The sequence below is a fragment of the Amycolatopsis sp. NPDC051045 genome, assembly GCF_040682955.1.
Taxonomy (GTDB): domain Bacteria; phylum Actinomycetota; class Actinomycetes; order Mycobacteriales; family Pseudonocardiaceae; genus Amycolatopsis.
The window spans coordinates 661,696-679,105 of the sequence record NZ_JBFBCC010000002.1 but is presented as its reverse complement, the minus strand read 5'-3'; the positions used below and the strand labels follow the sequence as shown (position 1 = coordinate 679,105).

The following is a 17,410-nucleotide window of genomic DNA, read 5'->3' as shown; positions in this document are numbered from 1 at the left end:
TCTTGCTTTGCGGGCACAGGCCGGCGGTGTTCGCGCTGCGCGTCGGCCCGGTCACCACCCGGCGTCGCCCGGGCCCGCCGGCTTTGCCCGCCGCATCCGGGCCGTCCTCGGCGACCCGCGGGGCTGGACCGCCGGTGGTCAGTGGCGGCTGCAGCAGGCCGGCCCGGCCGACCGCGTCGCCCAGGCACGAAAAGACCGGCCTCCGCACGGAAGCCGGTCCACCACCCGCGATCAGCCCAGGCTGCACTCCACTTTGGTCACGGCGGGCAGCGCGGTGCGGCCGAACGCCGTCAGCAGGCCGTCGCCGGGGTCCGGTTCCTCCCCCTTCGCGCGCGCGTGTTCCTGCACCAGGTCGTGGAAGTGGTAGCGGCCCGCGGCCCGCTGGCGGAGCAGGTGCGCGTCGAACAGCTCCTCCAGCAGCCGCTCCGCCTCCCGCACCGGCTGGTTCAGCAACAGCGCCACGGTGCCCGCGTCGAACTCCTCGCCGGGGTGCGCCTCGGCACCCAGGACCCGGAACAGCCGGCGCTGCCCGGGCGTGAGCCTCCGGTACGACACGTCGAACTGCGAAACCACGCTGCGGTCGCCCAGGCGGAGCTCGGCGAGCCGGCCGGCGCGGTCGCGCAGCCGGAACACCAGGTCCTCGAGCGACCACGCCGGCCGGTTGTGGAACCGCCACGCCGCGATCCCGACGGCCAGCGGCAGGTGCCCGCACAGGGCCACCACCTCGGCGACCGCGTCCGGCCGGTGCGCCGTGCGGTCTCCGCCCGCGACGCGGGTGAACAGCGCCGCCGCGTCCCGGGCCGGGAACACGTCGAGCGAGCGGGACGTCACCCCGTCGAGTCCGGCGAGCCGCCGCCGGCTGGTGATGATCACCCGGGCCGCTCCCGTGCCCGGCAGCAACGGGCGGACCTGGGTGGCGTCGAGGGCGTTGTCCAGCACCACGAGCACCCGCCGCTCGGCGACTTCCGCCCGCCAGCGCGCCGCGCGTTGCGCGGTGCCGCCGGGAACCTGCTCCGGCGCGAGCCCGAAGTCCAGCAGCAGCCGCTCCAGCGCGGCGCCCGGTTCGAGCGGCTCCTGGCCGGCCGAGTGCCCGTGCAGGTCGATGAACAGGTGCCCCTCGGGAAACCCGTGCGCCAGCTGGTGGGCGAGCCGGACGGCCAGCGTCGTCTTGCCGACGCCGGCCATGCCGTCGATGGCCAGGATGCTCAGCGCGGTCCCGGCCGGGCGGCAGCCCGTCAGGAACCGCAGCTCTTCGGCCCGTCCGGTGAAGTGGGCCGTGTCGTACGGCAGGAAGGAACGGCCACCGGGCTCCGCCGGCCTGCGGTGCGGCAGATCGGCACGCAGGATTCGCTCGTACAGCTCGCGGAGGCCCGCGCCGGGGTCGACGCCGAGCTCATCCCTCAGCAGCCGCCGGCCCTGTTCGTACACGGTGAGCGCGTCGGCCGTGCGGCCGCACCGGTGCAACGCGAGCATCAGCAGCTTGCGGGTCTCCTCCCGCAGCGGGTGCCGCGAGACGAGCTCGCCCAGCTGCGGCACCACCGCCGCCGCGTCGCCGCCGTCCAGCCGCAGCCCGGCGAGCCGTTCGGTCGCGGTCAGCCGGTTCTCCTCGAACCGCGCCGCGACGATCTCGAACACCGGGCTGTTCAACCCCGAGAGCGCGGGCCCGTCCCACAGGGCGAGCCCCGCCTCCAGGAGCTCCACGGCCGCGGCGGTGCGCCCGACGGCGGCGGCCGCCGAAGCGGCGGCGACCATGGTGGTGAAGCGGTGGGCGTCGACGTCCTGGGCGGTCACGCCGATGCGGTAGCCGGGGCCGTCCTTGACGACGATGTGCTTGGCCGTCCCGAAGCTCCGTCGCAGTGCGGCCACCGCGTTGTGCAGCTGTCTGCGCGCCGTCACGGGCGGCTCGTCGTCCCACATGGCTTCGAGCAGCCGGTCGGCGCTGACCACCTTGCCGACGTCGAGCAGCAGCATCACCAGGAGCCGCTGCTGGCGCAGGCCGCCGAGGTCGACCCGTTCCCCGTCGCGCTGGACCCGCACGGTGCCGAGCAACTTGAAGTACATTTCGATCCTCCCGCACCGTACGCGCACGGCTACCGTTCGCAATGCCTTCACACGGGGCATGCAGGAACATAGCGAAGAATGTGCCGGGCAAGACGAAAAAAGGCACGATGGCGATTTACCGTCCACCATTCGGTGGCAAATATCGATCACCCGATAACGGCGAACCGGGTCCGGCGATTTTTCCTCGCCCGTTCGGTGGCGGCATAATTCACCGCACCGGGTCACGGAAAAGAGGCGCGCGACTACAGCGGCGGCGCGAGGGCGGGCGGGCGATAGGCCGAGACCGCCCCTCGGCCGGCCAGGCCGAGCCCGCCGAGTTCGGCGACGACCGCCGCGGCGAGCCCCGGCCGCGCTTCGACCGCCGCGAGGGCAGGACCGTCCACCTCCACCCGGAATCCCCGGCCGAGCAGGCGGACGCGCAGGTCGCGGGCGCGGACCCCCGCCTCGGCCAGCCTCGCGCCCACCGCGATCTCGGCGCGTTCCACGAGTCCCAGCCTCTCCACGGAGACCGGCACACCCACCCGGATACGGGACGCCAGGCACGGCGCCGACGGCTTGTCCGCCACGGACAGCGACCAGGCGGCGGCCAGTGCGCGGACGTCACCTTTGCCCAGTCCGGCTTCGGCCAGCGGCTCGACGACCCGCAGCTCACGCGCGGCGCGCAGGCCTGGGCGGTGCAGCGCGCGGTGGTCGTCGGCGTGGGTTCCGGTGGCCACGTGCGCGAAGCCGCGCCGGTGCGCGAGCTCGCCGATCGCGGTCAGCACCGTCTGCTTGCAGAAGTAACAGCGGTCGCCCGCGTTGTCCCGGTAGCCGGGCACGGCCAGTTCGGCGACCGGGACCTCGGCCAGCTCGGCCCCGAGACCGGCCGCGATCTCCCGCGCCGCGACGAGTTCCGCCCGCGGGAGACTCGGCGAGTCGGCGATCGCCGCCAGCACGCGCCCGGCGGGTAGAGCCCGCACGGCCGCGGCGAGCACGAGTGCCGAGTCGACGCCGCCGGAGAACGCCACGGCCACACTGCCGAGTGCGCGGACCCCGTCCAGCAGCCGATCTCCGATTCCGGGGCGCATCACGGCATTCCCGCTGGTCGATCGGGCAAGATGATCCATTTCCGCCGAAAAAGCACGAATCCTCCACTCGGAGACATCTGTCGTGCGGCCAAGTCGACCGTGGCGGCAACTCGGAGTCAACTCATTGCCGTATTCGTGCGGCATCCCCGGCATTCGGTTTACAGCCTGCGCGGACCGACACTAACGTGCCGGCCGTGGTATCGACACGAACTCCCGCCCCGGCCACCGCCGACCTCGGATTCGCCCGGCTGGACCTCGACCGCGCCGCCCGCACGGGCGACCCGGAAGTGGTGTTCGGCGCGGGAAAGACGCCCGGGCAGATCAGCGCGGCGCTCGCGCGCCTGCACGAAGCCCATCCCGGCCGCGCCGTCCTCGCCACCCGCGTCAGTGAAGAAGCGCGGGCGCGGTGCCGGGAAACCCTGCCCGGCGCGGACATCGACGACGCGGGCCGCACGGTGACGCTCGGGCCGCTGCCCCCGCCGCGTGGCCGCGTGGCTGTCGTGTGCGCGGGAACCTCGGACCTGCCCGTCGCCCGGGAATGCGCCACGACGGTCGCGGTCTTCGGCGCGGAGCCGGACCTCGTCGTCGACGTCGGGGTGGCCGGGCTGCACCGGCTGCTGGCCGAACGCGACCGCATCGCCGGCGCCGGCGCCGTCGTCGCGATCGCCGGGATGGAGGCGGCGCTGCCGACCGTCCTCGGTGGACTGTGCGGCACGCCGCTGATCGCCGTGCCGACGAGCGTCGGCTACGGCTGGCACCTCGACGGGCTGACCGCGTTCCTGACCATGCTGAACAGCTGCGCGCCCGGCGTGGTGACGGTCAACATCGACAACGGCTTCGGAGCGGGCGTCGCCGCGGCGCGCGTCGCCCGGCAGTCGGTGGCGCCGTGACCGTCGCGTGGATCGACGCCGGGAACGGGTGTGCCGGCGACATGCTGCTGGCCGCGCTGGTCGACGCGGGCGCGGACTTCGGCGGTGTCCTTTCGGGACTGGCGCGGCTGCGGGCCGGCGACGTCCGGCTGACCGAACAGGTCGTGCGGCGGCACGGGCTGCGCGCGCGGCAGGTGGTCGTCGAGGCGCCGGAAACGCGGCACGCCCGCCACCTGCCGGAGATCCTCGAGCTGATCGCGTCGGCCGCGCTGCCCGGCGCGGCGGAGCGCTTCGCCACCGACGTGTTCGGCAGGCTGGCCGAGGCCGAGGCCGCCGTGCACGGCATCGAACCGGAGCGGGTGCACTTCCACGAGGTCGGCGCGCTCGACGCCATCGTCGACATCGTGGGCTGCGCACTCGGGCTGGACGCGCTGGGGCTGCTGGACGCGACGGTCACGGTGTCGCCGATCGCCGTCGGCGGTGGCACGGTCACCGCGGCGCACGGCAGGCTCACCGTGCCCCCGCCCGCGGTGCTCGCGCTGCTCACCGGCGCGGCCGCCCCGGTGGCCGCGCACCCCGCCGCGCGGGAGCTGTGCACGCCGACCGGCGCCGCCTTGCTGGTCACCCTCGCCGACGCGTACGGCCCCATGCCGGCGTGCGTGCCGGTGAAGGTGGGCGTCGGCGCGGGCACCGCCGACCCGCCCGGGCACGCGAACGTCGTCCGCGTGGTCGTCGGGTCCGGCGAGGCGCCCGCTCCGGGGTGGGTCCGCACGACGATGACCGTCGTCGAGACCACCGTGGACGACCTCGATCCGCGGCTGTGGCCGGAAGTCCTGGCCGCGCTGCGCGGCGCGGGCGCCGCCGACGCCTGGTGCGGGCCGGTGACCGCACCGAAGGGGCGCCCGGGCGTGCTCCTGACGGTGCTGGCGGCCGAGGACCGCGTCGACGGCGTCTGCGCGGCGATCTTCGCCCACACCTCGACGCTGGGGGTCCGGCTGTCCCCGGTCGAGCGGCGCGCGCTGCCGCGCGACAGCGTCACGGTGGACTACCGGGGCACGCCGGTCAGCGTGAAACGCGGGTACCTCGGCGGCGTGGTGGTCACGGCCCAGCCGGAGTACGAGGAAGTGAAGGCGGCCGCGGAAGCGACCGGGCAGCCCCTGCGCCGGGTGCTGGACGAGGTGCGCGCGGCGGCGCTTTAGCGGGTTTGCCCGGCCCTCGGGGTGGCCATGATCGGCGCGGGCCTCGCGACGACGGCGGCCGATCGGGCCGCGGCCGGTACCCGGAGCCGGAGAAACAGGGCCACTGACGTTCGTCGGCCCGGCCGACGACTTTGTCGGCCCGGCCGACGACGTAGGCCGGCGGGCGGCGGACACTCCCGCCCACCTGGCTTCGCAGCCGAGCCGGCTGCTCACGCAGCCGGCCGTGCCCGCCCCCACCGGCTCGCCTCCGACGGCTTCGGTGCGGCACAGCCGCGTCACGGGCGGCGGCCGACACCCGTCGAGATCTCGTGCAGCCGGTGCCGGCGGCTTCGGTGCGGCACAGCCGCGTCACGGGCGGCGGCCGACGCCCGTCGAGATCTCGTGCAGCCGGTGCCGGTCCGGGGCCAGCGGCGCCGTGTCCGCCCCGGCCCCGACGCGCAGGCCGGCGAGGAATTCCCGCACCGTCGCCGCGGCGTCGTGCCGCGGCTGCCAGTCCAGTTCGGTCTCGGCGCGCGTCGTGTCCAGCACCGGCAGGTGCATGACCGCGTCGAAGAGCCCCGGCGACGCGGGCACCGCGTGCACGCGCCAGGCCGCGGCGACCGCGGCCCGGACCGCCGCGGCCGGCACCGGCACCGTGCGCGCCCCGAGCAGCCCGGCGACGAACCGCGGGTCGACGACCGGGCCGGTGGCGATGTTGAACGCCCCGCGCACCGGCCGCGTCACCACCCGGCGGACGGCGTCGGCCAGGTCGGCGGTGTGCACCACCTGGACCCGCAGGCCGGGGATGTCCGGCACGACGGGGATCAGCCCCGGGCGCACCAGCCAGCCCGGGAGGAACGGCCCGGCGAACAGGCGGCGCTGTTCGGTCGCGGCACTGCGCTGGAAGACGAACCCCGGCCGCAGCCGGACCACGTCGAGCTTCGGGTGGCGGTGCTCGAAGGCGTCGAGATACCGCTCCAGGTACGACTTCTCCCGCGTGTACGCCGCACCGGGCCAGCCGTGCGTCGGCCAGTCCTCGGTGACCGGCTCGTCGTCTTCCCGCGGCGAATACGCCCCGACGGACGACGAGTAGACGAGCTTCGGCACGCCGGCCGCGGCCACCGCGTCGAACACCCGCAGCGAGCCGAGGACGTTCGCGCGCCAGGTCCGTTCCGGGCGGCGCGTGGGCTGGAACAGCCAGGCCAGGTGCACGACCGCGTCGGCGCCGCGGAAGTGCGCCACGAGGTCGTCCGCTTCGACGTCGGCCCGCACGTACTCCGCCTTCTCCGGCGGGCGGCCCGCTGTCCGCCGGGCGAGCCCGACGATGGCTTCGACCTGCGGATCGGCGCTCAACGCGCGCACGACCCCGGTCCCGATGTTCCCCGTCGCTCCGGTCACCACGATGCGCATCCGGTCCGGTTACCCGCGGTCCGGGGCGACAACCCTGCTATCGGCAAGGCACGGCCCTGGCCGGCGCACAGCGGCCTGGGAACGGCTGTTCAGGGCCGGGGCGGGCCGCCGTCGGCCGAGCTCATCCTCTTCGTGAAGCGCGCGGCCACGTCGCGGAGCTTGATGTTCGTGTGCTGGGACTCGACGATCAGCCGGTGCATCGCCGCGTCCTCGGTCACCCGGTGGATGAGCATCAGCATGCCCTTGGCCTGCTCGATCACCGCGCGCGTGTCCATCGCGTTGTGGAGCTCGTCGGCGAGCCGGCGGGCCTCGCGGTAGCGGCGGGTCAGCCGCAGGACGGTTTCCACGCACAACGTGAACAGGCGCAGCACCTTCGTGTCGAACTCGTGGTAGCCGTGGGTTTCGAACCCGAACAGCGTGATCGCGCCGACCAGGGTGTCGTCCACCCGCAGCGGCACCGCCAGGTAGCTGCCCACGCCGAGTTCCTTGGCCGCGGCGACGAACTCGGGCCACTGATCACCCGTTTCGGCGACCGCCACCCGCACGACCTCGCCGGTCAGCGCCGCGAGCAGGCCGGGACCGTCGCCCGCCGCGTACTGCACGTCGTCGATGCGCCGGGCGCGCTCGTCGGTGAAGGCCGCGGTCTGCGTCACGCCGTCGCGGACCACCATGATGCTGGCCAGGTCCGCGTCCGGGACCACCCGGACCGCCTCGCCGCAGACGGCGTCGAGCAGGCCCGGTGTGTCCGACATCGATTCGAGGACCCCGACGAGATCGGCCAGCACGGCGTTCAGCTCGTCGACCCGCTCCGCCATGCCGTCGCCAGTGGTCGGCAAGGCCCACCCCTCCCATGCGTCAAGCGGCGAGCACGGGAATGAGCTCGCCAGCAGCGTCAACCGAGACCACCGCTGGCGTTTCAACGGGTCCAGGTGAACTCTACCGGCCCCACGCTCCGGTTTGCCGTCGGCCGCGCCGGGCAGCCCGGAGCACGGACCCGACTTCGGTGCGTTGATCGACACTGCGGCGCAAAGCGCCTCCGTCGAGGGTGGTGGTGGAGCACCAAGGCGGCCTGCGGTGCGTCTGACGCACCGCAAGCCGCCTTGGGCAATCGGGTCAGCGGGCGACGGCCTGCCAGCGCTGGTTCGGCCCGTTGGTCGGCTTGTACAGGCCGATCCGCGCGCCGTCCTCGCGGGACTCGCCGGGGACGTCGAGCAGCTGGCCGCTCGCCGCGTTGACGAACGTCCAGGTGCCGTCACCGGTGGTGGACAGCGTCCACTGCGCCGCCGGGTCGCACGTTCCCGCCGCCGCCAGCGTCACCGCGCCATCGGACGTGCTGAGCACCTGGCCCGTGCCGGTGTTGGTGATGGTGAACCGGTCGCGGTTGCCGTAGCGGCCCGTGCGGTCGGTGAGCGTCCAGCGCTGCGCCGGCGCCGAAGCGTCCGTCGTGCGCTGGACCAGCGTGCCGTTCTCCGCCGACAGCGACTTGCCGCTCTGCACACCGGTGAAGGTGAACGGCTTGCCGGAGCCGATGCCCGTGCCCGTCGCCGTCGAGGAGACGCCGTCGACGAGGAAGCTCGTCACCGAACGCGCCGGCACCCGCAGCGTCGCCTTGCCCGCGGTCACCCGCACCGCCTTGCCCCGCTGCAGCGCCCCGTTGACGTCGGTGACGACCGGGGTCACCGAAGCGCCGGGCCGGACGTTCCGGAAGCCCGACAGGTCCAGCGTGACGTCCTGGGCGTCGGTGCCCGGGTTGGTGTGCACGACCGTCGCCAGGTCCTCGCCGCGCATCGCGGCCGTCGACGCGGTGTCGTTCACCCCGACCAGCCGGTCACCCGGCCGGATGTAGTGGGTGAAGTTGCGCATCGTGTTGAACTTCGTGTTCGTCTTGATCTGGCAGGTCTGCAGCGTGGCGTTCTTCGGGCAGTCGAACGGGACCTGGATCTCGCCCCAGTTCATCCCGGCCGCGCTCTCGCCGCCGGGCTTCATGTTGTTGTAGTCCTCGATCGGCTGCCAGCTGACCCACGCGCTCGGCTCGAGCAGGCGCAGGTCGTCGGTGATCTGCTTGGCCATCCCGAGGCCGGGGTCCATGTCCGTGAAGTCCTGCCGGTCCAGCCAGCTGCCGCCGACCTCACTCATCCACAACGGCTTCGCCGCGCCCTTGGCCAAGTCGCGCGGGACCGGCCGGTTGCCGGTGCCGTAGGTGTGCACGTTGAGCCGGCCCGCCGCCGCGCGGGCGTCGGCCGACCAGCCGGCCCAGTCCGCGGCGAAGGTGTCCGGGTTGGTCTCGTCGGGCGCGGAGACGATCGCCCGCGAGCCGGCCGCCTTCAGGGCCCCGGCCATCGCCGGGATCAGCTGCGACTGGACCGACGGCCCGATGTGCGCGCCTTCCTGCCGCCCGCCGGTCGGGTTGCCGTCGGCGCCGAGCGTGGTCTTCCAGTAGCTCGTGTTCGGCTCGTTCAGCGGGTTCACGGACGCGAACTTGATGCCGTGCGCGCGCTCGAGGGTGCGCACCACCTGCGTCAGGTACGCCGTGAAGTCGCCGATCTTGTCGGACCGCAGCTGTTCGTCGGTGGCGTTGAAGCCGCCCGAGACGTAGCCGGACACGGTCTGGAAGTACGGCGGCGAGTTGCTGAACGCCTCCCACTTCGTGACGCGGCTCTTGATCTTGTCGACCCACCAGCGCTGGTTCGGGTCGGCCTTCGGGTCGAACTCCGCCGCGTTGCCGGGCGTCCACCAGTCCTTGTCGGCGCGGGTGGTGCCGGCCGGCGCCTTCCACCAGCCCGGAACCGCGGCGCCCGCGCGCAGGTACGACGGGACGTCGGGAGCGTTGCCGCCGCCGACGTTGAACCGGGCGATGTTCAGGTTCAGCCCGTCGGGGCCGAAGACCAGGTCCGCCAGCTTGTTCCGGACCGCGTCGGGGTAGCCGCCGGTCGCCTCGGCCATCCACGCCAGGCTGGCGCCCCAGCCGTCGAACGGCTGCTGCCGGTACGTCGGATCCGGCTTCACCGTGACGGCGGTGGCCGCTTCGGCCGGTGCGGCAACGACCGCGCCGCCTAGCAAAGGTACACAAAGGACGGTGAGCAAACGCCGCAGGTTCATCGTCGAAACTGCCCTTCGGTGCGGTGGGGACTTTTCTCAGGCCTCGGTGTGGCCCAGCAGCGGCCGCGGCACGAACCGGGCCGCGGGATCGAGCATCGTGCCGAGTTCGAGCACGACGAGTTCGTTGGCGCCCGCGCGGACCACCGGGCGCGGCACGTACAACGTCCGTTGCGGACCGCGCCGCCAGTACCGGCCGAGCGCGAACCCGTTGAGCCAGGCCACGCCCTTGCCCCACTCCCCGGTGTCGAGGAAGAGGTCGGCGGGTTCGTCGACGACGACTTCGGCGCGCAGCACCACCGGCCCGGCCACCGGACCCGCGACGGACTCCGGCGCCGCGGGCCGCAGCGAAGGCACCGCGGCCAGGTCGAGCGGCAGCACGTCCCAGCCGGTCAGCGGCTCGCCGTGCAGCGACGCGCCGCCGATGATGCCCTTCGCCTCGCCGATGCGCGGGCCGTAGTCGACGCGGCCCTGGTCCTCGACCAGCACCAGCAGTTCGCCGCGGGCGCCCGGCAACGGGATCGCGCGGTCGTGGTGCTCCCGGGAGAGCGTGCCCACCAGGGCGCCGTCGAAGAACACCGTCGCGCGGTCGCGGACCTCGCCGAAGGTCAGCACGCCGGGCCGGTCCCCCTCGACGGCACACCGCAGCAGCGCGAGCTGCGGCATCGGCGTGAGGTCGTCGAACGCGGGCAGGTCCTCGTGCTCCTGCCAGCTGCCCCAGCGTTCCGGCGCGTCGAGCAGCCGGACCGGGTCACGCAGCACCGCGGCCGGCGTGGGCGCGGGCCGCGCCGGCGGCGGGACGGTGTCGGGCACCTTGTGGTAGCGGGCGATCACGTCCCGGAAGGCGTGGTACTTCGGCGTCGGGTCGCCGGCTTCGTCCAGCGGCGCGTCGTAGTCGTAGGACGTGACGATCGGCTGGTAGACGCCCTTGTCGTTCGCCCCGCTGGTCAGCCCGAAGTTGGTGCCGCCGTGGAACATGTACAGGTTGACCGACGCACCCGCGGCGAGCAGCGCGTCGAGCTCGGCCGCCGAGTCCGCGGCCGGCGTCGTGTGGTGGTGCGCGCCCCAGTTGTCGAACCAGCCGTTCCAGAACTCGCTGCACATCAGCGGCCCGGTCGGCTGGTGGGCGCGCAGGATCGCGAGCCGCGCTTCGGCACCGGAACCGAACGACGCGGTGCGGTGCAGCCCGTCGAGGCTGCCCGCCTCGAGCATCTCGGGCGTCGGCTGGTCCACTGTGGTCAGCGGCACGGTGATACCCGCTTCGCGGGTGTGCTCGGCAAGCGCTTTCAGGTACCGCTTGTCGTCGCCGAACGCGCCGTATTCGTTCTCCACCTGGACCAGCAGCACCGGCCCGCCGCGGTCGACCTGGTGCGGGACGACGACCTCGTACACCCGCGTCAGGTATTCGCGCACGGCGGCGAGGTACCGCGGCTCGAACCGGCGCACGCCGACCTCGGGGTCGCGGAACAGCCACGCCGGCAGCCCGCCGTTGTCCCACTCCGCGCAGATGTAGGGGCCGGGCCGGACGATCGCGTACATCCCGGCGTCGGCCACGAGCCGCAGGAAGCGGTCGAGGTCGAGGCCGCCGGAAAGGTCGAACGCGCCGGGCTCGGGGGCGTGCGCGTTCCACGCCACGTACGTCTCGATGGTGTTGAGCCCCATCCGCCGGGCCTTGTCGATCCGGTCCGCCCACAGGTCCGGGTGCACCCGGAAGTAGTGCAGGGCACCGGAAAGGATGCGGAACGGCCGGCCGTCGAGCAGGAAGTCGGTTTCCCCGATGGCGAACTCAGGCATGCGAGCCCGCCTCCGGGGTCAGCTGGAGCACGTTCCAGGACAGCGGTGGCAGTGTCACGGTGATGGTGGTCCCCCCGGGATCGGACGTCACGGCGGTGCCGGGCAACGGCACCGGCCGGACCGGTTGTGAGTCGGCGGTGTTGACGGCGTGGCGCGTCTCGCCGTCCGGTGTGGTCAGGGTTTCGGCCGCGTACACGCCGAACCGCGCACCACGCAGCCGGATGCGCACCTCGGTCGGCGCGGCCGTGGACCGGTTGGTGAGGAACACCGCCCCGCGCCCGGAGTCCCCGATCGTGGCGGCGGCGTCGACGAGGTCGACTTCGCCGTGCTGCGCGGTGCGGAGCCGCTCGCCTGCCACGGACAGGCGCAGGCTCACGCCGCCGGCCAGCGCGGCCACCCGCTGGAACGGGTGGAACGTCGTCTGCCGCCACGCCGGGCCGCCGGGCTCGGTGCGGATCGGCGCGATGACGTTGACCAGCTGCGCCTGGTTCGCCATGGTGACGCGGTCGACGTTGCGCAGCAGGGAACTCAGCAGCGAGCCGACCACGACCGCGTCGGTGACGGTGTAGGTGTCCTCGATGATCCGCTGGTGCTGCCGCCAGCCGCCCTCGGCGAGCCGCGCCTGGTCGACCTCGTTCCAGCGGCGCAGGTCCCAGACGTTCCACTCGTCGACGCTGATCCCGATCTTCTTGTCGAGGCCCAGCTCCGCCAGGGTTTCGTCGATGACCCCCGCCGTCGTGGCGATGTAGCGGTCCAGCGCGGCCGCGCTGGCCAGGTAGCTGTCGGTGTCGCCGTGCAGTTCCTGGTAGTAGGCGTGCAACGAGATGTGGTCGGTCAGCTCCGCGGTGTGGCGCAGCACCGTGCGCTCCCACGAGCCGAACGTCGGCATGTCGGCGTGCGAGCTGCCGGCGACGACCAGTTCGACCCCGGGGTCGATCATCCGCATCAGGCGCGCGGTCTCCGCGGCCAGGCGGCCGTACTCGTCGGCCGTCTTGTGGCCGATCTGCCACGGGCCGTCCATCTCGTTGCCCAGGCACCACAGCTTGAAGCCGAACGGGCGGTCGGCGCCGTTCGCGCGCCGCCGCTCGCTCAGTTCCGTGCCGCCGGCGTGGTTGCAGTACTCGAGGACGTCGGCGGCCTCTTGGATGCCGCGGGTACCGAGGTTGACGGCGTACATCACCTCGGTACCCGCGGCTTCGGCCCACGCGACGAATTCGTGCAGGCCGAAGCGGTTGGACTCGACGCTGTGCCACGCCGGGTCGAGCCGGACGGGCCGGGCCTCGACCGGCCCGACGCCGTCCTCCCAGCGGTAGCCGGAGACGAAGTTGCCGCCGGGGTACCGGACCACGGTCGGGCCGAGTTCCCGCACCAGCTCCAGCACGTCGCCGCGGAACCCGCGGCGGTCCGCGGTGGAGTGCCCGGGCTCGTGGATCCCGGTGTACACGGCGCGGCCCATGTGCTCGACGAACGAGCCGAAGAGGCGACGCGGGACCGGGCCGATGACCTGGCCCGCGTCGCCTTCGATGTGGACGGTCACCCGGTCATCCCGCGCTGACGGTGAAGCCCTGCTGGTTGCCGTAGTCGACGATGGCCTGCTGCCAGGCCGCCAGCCCGGCGTCGAGCGGGGTGGCGTTCAGGTAGGCCTTGCCGGCGGTGTCGCTGAAGATGCTGTTGGCGTAGGTCTGGTACGGCAGGTAGGTCCAGCCCTTCGCGACGTCCTTCGACGCCTGGGTCAGCACCTGGTTGATCTTCTGGCCGCCGAAGTACGGCACGGCCTGGTCGACGAACGCGGGCGAGGTCAGGTCGGCCGTGGTGGAGGGGAAGCCGCCGCTCTTGATGAACGGCTGGACACCGCCGGCGTGGTTGAGCCAGCGCACGAACGCCGCCGCGAGCGCCGGGTTCTTGCTCTGCTTGACCACGGACTGGGCGCTGCCGCCGTTCTCCGCGGTGACCGGCTTGCCGTCGTAGGTCGGCATCGGCGCGACCGCCCACTTGCCGGAGCCACCGGTCACCGAGGAGATGAAGTTGCCCGGCATCCAGGCACCGGTGACCAGGGAGGAGATGGTGCCGTCACCGAGGGCGCGGAACCAGTCGTCGGACCACTCCTTGACCGGGGCGAGCTGCTTGCCCTGGATCAGCTGGTCCCACATCGCGGTCCACTTCTTGGTGCCCGCGTCGGCGAGGTTGACCTTCACGTTCCGGCCGTCGACGGTGAACGGGTGCCCGCCCGCCTGCCAGATCATGCTCAGCACGAAGCCGGGGTCACCGGTGTCCGAGGTGATGTACTTGGTGGGGTCGGCGGCGTGCAGCTTCTTCGCCGCGGCGATGTACTCGTCCCACGTCTTCGGCACGGCGATGCCGTTCTTGTCGAAGACCTCCTTGTTGTAGAACAGGGCCATCGGGCCGGAGTCCTGCGGGAGGCCGTAAATCCCGTTGCCGTTCTTCACCTGCGCCCACGTCGAGGCGCTGTAGTCCTTCTCGAACGACCCGAAACCGAACTGGTTGAGGTCGGCCAGTGAATCGGTCAGCGCGAACTGCGGGAGGGCGTAGTACTCGATCTGCGCGACGTCGGGGGCACCCGAGCCGGCCTTGATCGCGTTCTGGAGCTTGGTGTACTCCTCCTTGTTGGTGCCCGCGTTGACGTAGTTGACCTTGACGTTCGGGTATTCCTTCTGGAACGCGGCCACCTGGTCCTTGGCCGACGGGGTCCAGCTCCAGTACGTGATCTCGCCGCCGGCCTTCAGCGCGGCGTCGACGGAGTCCTGGTTGCCGGTGGCGGCGGCGGGTGCGGAGGACGTGCCCCCGGACGAGCAGCCGACCGCGAGCGCGGCGGCCAGCGCGATGGCGGCGGCCGCCTTGGCGCGGGTGCGGAATCTTGACATCGAATGTCCCTTCACGGCGGTGTGACGGCGGGTTACTGCTTGACGCTGCCGGCGCTCAGCCCGGACTGCCAGAACCGTTGCATGAGCAGGAAAGCGACGACTAGGGGGATGATCGTGAGCAACGACCCGGTGAGGACCAGGTTGAAGATCGGCTGGGCGCCGGCGCCGTTGGCCTGCGCGCTCCACTGGTTGAGCCCGACGGTCAGCGGATACCACTTCGGTTCGCTGAGCATGATCAGCGGCAGGAAGTAGTTGTTCCACGTCTGCACCATCGTGAACAGCGAGACCGTGATGATCCCGGGGACCAGAAGGCGCAGCGTCACGGTGAGGAAGATCCGGATCTCGCCCGCGCCGTCGATCCGCGCCGCTTCCAGCAGTTCGTCGGGAATGGCGTCGGCGGCGTAGACCCAGATCAGGTACAGGCCGAACGGACTGATCAGCGACGGGATGAGAACTGCCCACGGCGTGTTGGTCAGCCCGAGCTTGCTGAACATCAGGAACGTCGGCACGGCCAGCGCCGTCGGGGGCACGGCCACCGCCCCGAGGACGACCGCGAACACCCCGCGGCGGCCGGGAAAGCGGTACTTCGCCATCCCGTAGCCCGCCGCCGTCGCGAGGATCGTCGCGCCACCGGCGCCGACCACGACGTACAGCAGGGTGTTCCCGAGCCAGCGGAAGAAGATCCCGTCGTTGTAGGTGAACGTCTGGCCGATGTTGTCGAACAGCGCGAACGTGCCACCGAAGGACAGTCCCGACGTCGAGAACAGCGCGGGCTGGGTCTTGCTGGCGTTGATCACCAGCCACGCCAGGGGAACCAGGGTGTAGACCAGGTACAGCGCCATGAAGCCGGTGAGGACACGCGACTTGCGGGGCTTGGTTATCGAGAAGGTGGCCACGTCACATCTCCTTCCGGGAGCCGCGCAGCTGCACGACGTAGGCGATGACCGCGGTGATCACGCCCATCACGATCGCGACGGTGGCGGAGTAGTTGTACTGCTGCCCGTTGAAGGAAAGGTTGTAGGCGTACATGTTCGGTGTGTAGAACGTGCCGATCGTGTTCGGGACCAGGTTGCGCATGATGTTCGGCTCGTTGAACAGCTGGAAGCTGCCGATGATCGAGAAGATCGTCGCGACCACGATGGCACCCCGGATCGCGGGGAGCTTGACCGACAGGATCGTGCGGAACGTGCCGGCGCCGTCGATCGCGGCCGCCTCGAACAGTTCCTTCGGGATCACCTTCAGCGCGGAGTAGAAGATGAGCATGTTGTAGCCGACGAACTCCCACGTGACGATGTTCCCGATCGACGTGAGCAGCCAGCTCGGCGACAACGGCTTCACCTCGGTGCCCAGCAGGTGGTTCAGGTCGGCGGCGAGTCCGAAGTGGTCACCGTAGATGAAGCCCCACATCAGCGCGGCGACCACGGCGGGGACCGCGTACGGCAGGAAGATCACGACCCGGAAGAAGCCGGCGGCGTGCAGCCGGGCGCTGTCGATCGCCAGCGCCGCGATCAGCGCGAGCACCAGCATGATCGGCACCTGCACGGCGAGGAACACCAGGACCCGCCGGAAGGACTCCCAGAACTTGGGGTCGGCGAACACCTGCGTGTAGTTGTCGGCGCCGACGAACACCGTGCCGCCGAAGAAAGCCTGGTCGCGGAAGAGGCTGAGCACGAACGCGTACACGACCGGCGCGATGAAGGTCAGCGCGAACACCAGCATGAACGGGGCGACGAAGAGCCAGCCCCGCCATTTCCGCCGCGGCCGGCGGGCCGCGGGCGCCCGGCGGGCCGGCACCGGCGCGGGCGGAGCCGCTGTGGACGTCATCGTCTCTCCGAGTGATCGCGTGCGCCGGGCGCTGGACCCGACGAGATGTTTACGTCAACATGGACGGCCGCAGAGTAACGTGTTGACGTAAACATGTCCAGGACACCAGGGAGTGACCGTGCCGCGCCAGACAGCGACCTCGTCCGCATCCGGCCGCGCCGCCCGGCGGCGGGGACCGTCGATGGCGGACGTGGCCCGCGAAGCGGGGGTGTCGGGCCAGACGGTCTCGCGGGTCGCCAACGGCAAGACGAACGTCGACGACGCCACCCGCGAACGGGTCCTGGCCGCGATGCGCCGGATCGGCTACCGGCCCAACAGCGCCGCCCGCGCACTGCGCAACGGCCAGTTCCACAGCATCGGCGTGATCATCTCGGCGCTGCCGACCTTCGGCAACAGCCGCACGCTCGACGCCATCGCGGCGGCGGTCGTCCCGCAAGGGTTCTCGATCATCCTGATGCCGGTGACGCGGCCGACGCAGGGCGAGGTCACCGGAGCGTTCACCACGTTGAACGAGCAGGCCGTCGACGGCGTCATCATCCTCATCGAGCAGCACCAGCTCGACCAGAGCGAAATCGAGCTGCCGCACGGACTCCCGGTGGTGGTGATCGACTCCAGTGCCCGCTATGACTACCCGGTCGTCGACAACGACCAAGCCGACGGCGCGGCCCGGGCGACCCGGCACCTGCTCGACCTCGGGCACGAAACGGTCTGGCACATCGCGGGCCCGCCGCAGTCCTACTCCGCCGAGCGGCGCCGCAAGTCGTGGCAGGCCACTTTGGAGGGTGCGGGCCGCGTGGTGCCGCCGGTGCTGACCGGGGACTGGTCACCGGAGTCGGGGTACCGCGCGGGCCTGCAGCTGGCCGCCGACCCGGCGGTGACCGCGGTGTTCGCGGCGAACGACCAGATGGCGCTGGGTCTGCTGCGCGCGTTGCACGAGACGGGCCGCGGCGTGCCGGGCGAGGTGAGCGTGGTCGGGTTCGACGACATGGAGGAGTCGGCGCACTTCTGGCCGCCGCTCACGACGATCCGCCAGTCGTTCGAGGCGGTCGGCCGCCACGCGGTGGAGGCCCTGCTGGCGGAAATCGAAACCGGCGCCGAAGCCGGCGAACCGGTGATCCTCCCGACCGAGCTGATCATCCGTTCCAGCACCGCCCCACCCCCGGCCTGACCCGTGACCACCCGGGAATCACCCGTGATGCCTCTTCAATCACACGTGATGGCTCTTCAAT

At 72.0% G+C, this 17,410-nt stretch carries 13 protein-coding genes; 3 read left to right on the top strand and 10 right to left on the bottom strand.

Annotation, left to right across the window (positions count from 1 at the left end; all coding sequences use genetic code 11):
- Positions 1-231 precede the first annotated feature (231 nt).
- Complete coding sequence (locus AB0M80_RS07410; RefSeq protein ID WP_364560187.1) at positions 232-2,061, bottom strand: BTAD domain-containing putative transcriptional regulator; 1,830 nt, start codon at positions 2,059-2,061, stop codon at positions 232-234.
- A 242-nt stretch (positions 2,062-2,303) separates the two neighbouring features.
- On the bottom strand, positions 2,304-3,128 hold the full coding sequence (locus AB0M80_RS07405) for an ExsB family transcriptional regulator (RefSeq protein WP_364560185.1): 825 nt from the start codon (positions 3,126-3,128) through the stop codon (positions 2,304-2,306).
- Positions 3,129-3,322: 194 nt separating this feature from the next.
- Between AB0M80_RS07405 and larB the strand changes: the two genes are divergently transcribed.
- Together larB and larC are read left to right on the top strand one after the other, a co-directional pair.
- On the top strand, positions 3,323-4,018 hold the full coding sequence (gene larB / locus AB0M80_RS07400; RefSeq protein ID WP_364560182.1) for a nickel pincer cofactor biosynthesis protein LarB: 696 nt from the start codon (positions 3,323-3,325) through the stop codon (positions 4,016-4,018).
- Positions 4,015-5,196, top strand: a complete 1,182-nt coding sequence (gene larC / locus AB0M80_RS07395; protein ID WP_364560179.1) for a nickel pincer cofactor biosynthesis protein LarC — start codon at positions 4,015-4,017, stop codon at positions 5,194-5,196. The genes larB and larC overlap by 4 nt, the downstream gene beginning before the upstream one ends.
- Before the next feature lie 348 nt (positions 5,197-5,544).
- On the opposite strand, the gene AB0M80_RS07390 is transcribed toward larC, so the two are convergent.
- The 8 genes from AB0M80_RS07390 to AB0M80_RS07355 all read right to left on the bottom strand — a co-directional run bounded on the left by AB0M80_RS07390 (position 5,545) and on the right by AB0M80_RS07355 (position 16,181).
- Entirely contained in the window at positions 5,545-6,585 is a 1,041-nt protein-coding gene (locus tag AB0M80_RS07390) for an NAD-dependent epimerase/dehydratase family protein (protein WP_364560176.1), read from the bottom strand.
- Positions 6,586-6,674: 89 nt separating this feature from the next.
- The gene (locus AB0M80_RS07385; protein WP_364560392.1) at positions 6,675-7,400 is read right to left on the bottom strand and encodes a GAF and ANTAR domain-containing protein; all 726 of its coding nucleotides are present in this window, start codon (positions 7,398-7,400) and stop codon (positions 6,675-6,677) included.
- Positions 7,401-7,698: 298 nt separating this feature from the next.
- The gene (locus AB0M80_RS07380) at positions 7,699-9,684 is read right to left on the bottom strand and encodes an RICIN domain-containing protein (protein ID WP_364560173.1); all 1,986 of its coding nucleotides are present in this window, start codon (positions 9,682-9,684) and stop codon (positions 7,699-7,701) included.
- Positions 9,685-9,720: 36 nt separating this feature from the next.
- Positions 9,721-11,475, bottom strand: coding sequence for a beta-galactosidase family protein (locus tag AB0M80_RS07375; protein WP_364560171.1), 1,755 nt, complete (start codon positions 11,473-11,475; stop codon positions 9,721-9,723).
- Entirely contained in the window at positions 11,468-13,012 is a 1,545-nt protein-coding gene (locus AB0M80_RS07370) for an alpha-L-arabinofuranosidase C-terminal domain-containing protein (protein WP_364560168.1), read from the bottom strand. The genes AB0M80_RS07375 and AB0M80_RS07370 overlap by 8 nt, the downstream gene beginning before the upstream one ends.
- 4 nt (positions 13,013-13,016) lie before the next feature.
- Entirely contained in the window at positions 13,017-14,357 is a 1,341-nt protein-coding gene (locus AB0M80_RS07365) for a sugar ABC transporter substrate-binding protein (RefSeq protein WP_364560165.1), read from the bottom strand.
- Between the two features lie 32 nt (positions 14,358-14,389).
- On the bottom strand, positions 14,390-15,253 hold the full coding sequence (locus AB0M80_RS07360; RefSeq protein WP_364560162.1) for a carbohydrate ABC transporter permease: 864 nt from the start codon (positions 15,251-15,253) through the stop codon (positions 14,390-14,392).
- Between the two features lies 1 nt (position 15,254).
- Complete coding sequence (locus AB0M80_RS07355) at positions 15,255-16,181, bottom strand: sugar ABC transporter permease (RefSeq protein WP_364560160.1); 927 nt, start codon at positions 16,179-16,181, stop codon at positions 15,255-15,257.
- Between the two features lie 112 nt (positions 16,182-16,293).
- On the opposite strand from AB0M80_RS07355, the gene AB0M80_RS07350 reads away from it, so the two are divergent.
- Positions 16,294-17,349, top strand: coding sequence for a LacI family DNA-binding transcriptional regulator (locus AB0M80_RS07350; protein WP_364560157.1), 1,056 nt, complete (start codon positions 16,294-16,296; stop codon positions 17,347-17,349).
- Positions 17,350-17,410: the final 61 nt, after the last annotated feature.

What these genes read in the sequence shown, in the direction of transcription:
- AB0M80_RS07375 (WP_364560171.1), bottom strand. Translation starts at nt 11,475, where the DNA reads ATGCCTGAGTTCGCCATCGGGGAAACCGACTTCCTGCTCGACGGCCGG.
- AB0M80_RS07365 (WP_364560165.1), bottom strand. Translation starts at nt 14,357, where the DNA reads ATGTCAAGATTCCGCACCCGCGCCAAGGCGGCCGCCGCCATCGCGCTG.
- AB0M80_RS07380 (WP_364560173.1), bottom strand. Translation starts at nt 9,684, where the DNA reads ATGAACCTGCGGCGTTTGCTCACCGTCCTTTGTGTACCTTTGCTAGGC.
- AB0M80_RS07385 (WP_364560392.1), bottom strand. Translation starts at nt 7,400, where the DNA reads ATGGCGGAGCGGGTCGACGAGCTGAACGCCGTGCTGGCCGATCTCGTC.
- AB0M80_RS07405 (WP_364560185.1), bottom strand. Translation starts at nt 3,128, where the DNA reads ATGCGCCCCGGAATCGGAGATCGGCTGCTGGACGGGGTCCGCGCACTC.
- AB0M80_RS07410 (WP_364560187.1), bottom strand. Translation starts at nt 2,061, where the DNA reads ATGTACTTCAAGTTGCTCGGCACCGTGCGGGTCCAGCGCGACGGGGAA.
- AB0M80_RS07390 (WP_364560176.1), bottom strand. Translation starts at nt 6,585, where the DNA reads ATGCGCATCGTGGTGACCGGAGCGACGGGGAACATCGGGACCGGGGTC.
- AB0M80_RS07355 (WP_364560160.1), bottom strand. Translation starts at nt 16,181, where the DNA reads ATGACGTCCACAGCGGCTCCGCCCGCGCCGGTGCCGGCCCGCCGGGCG.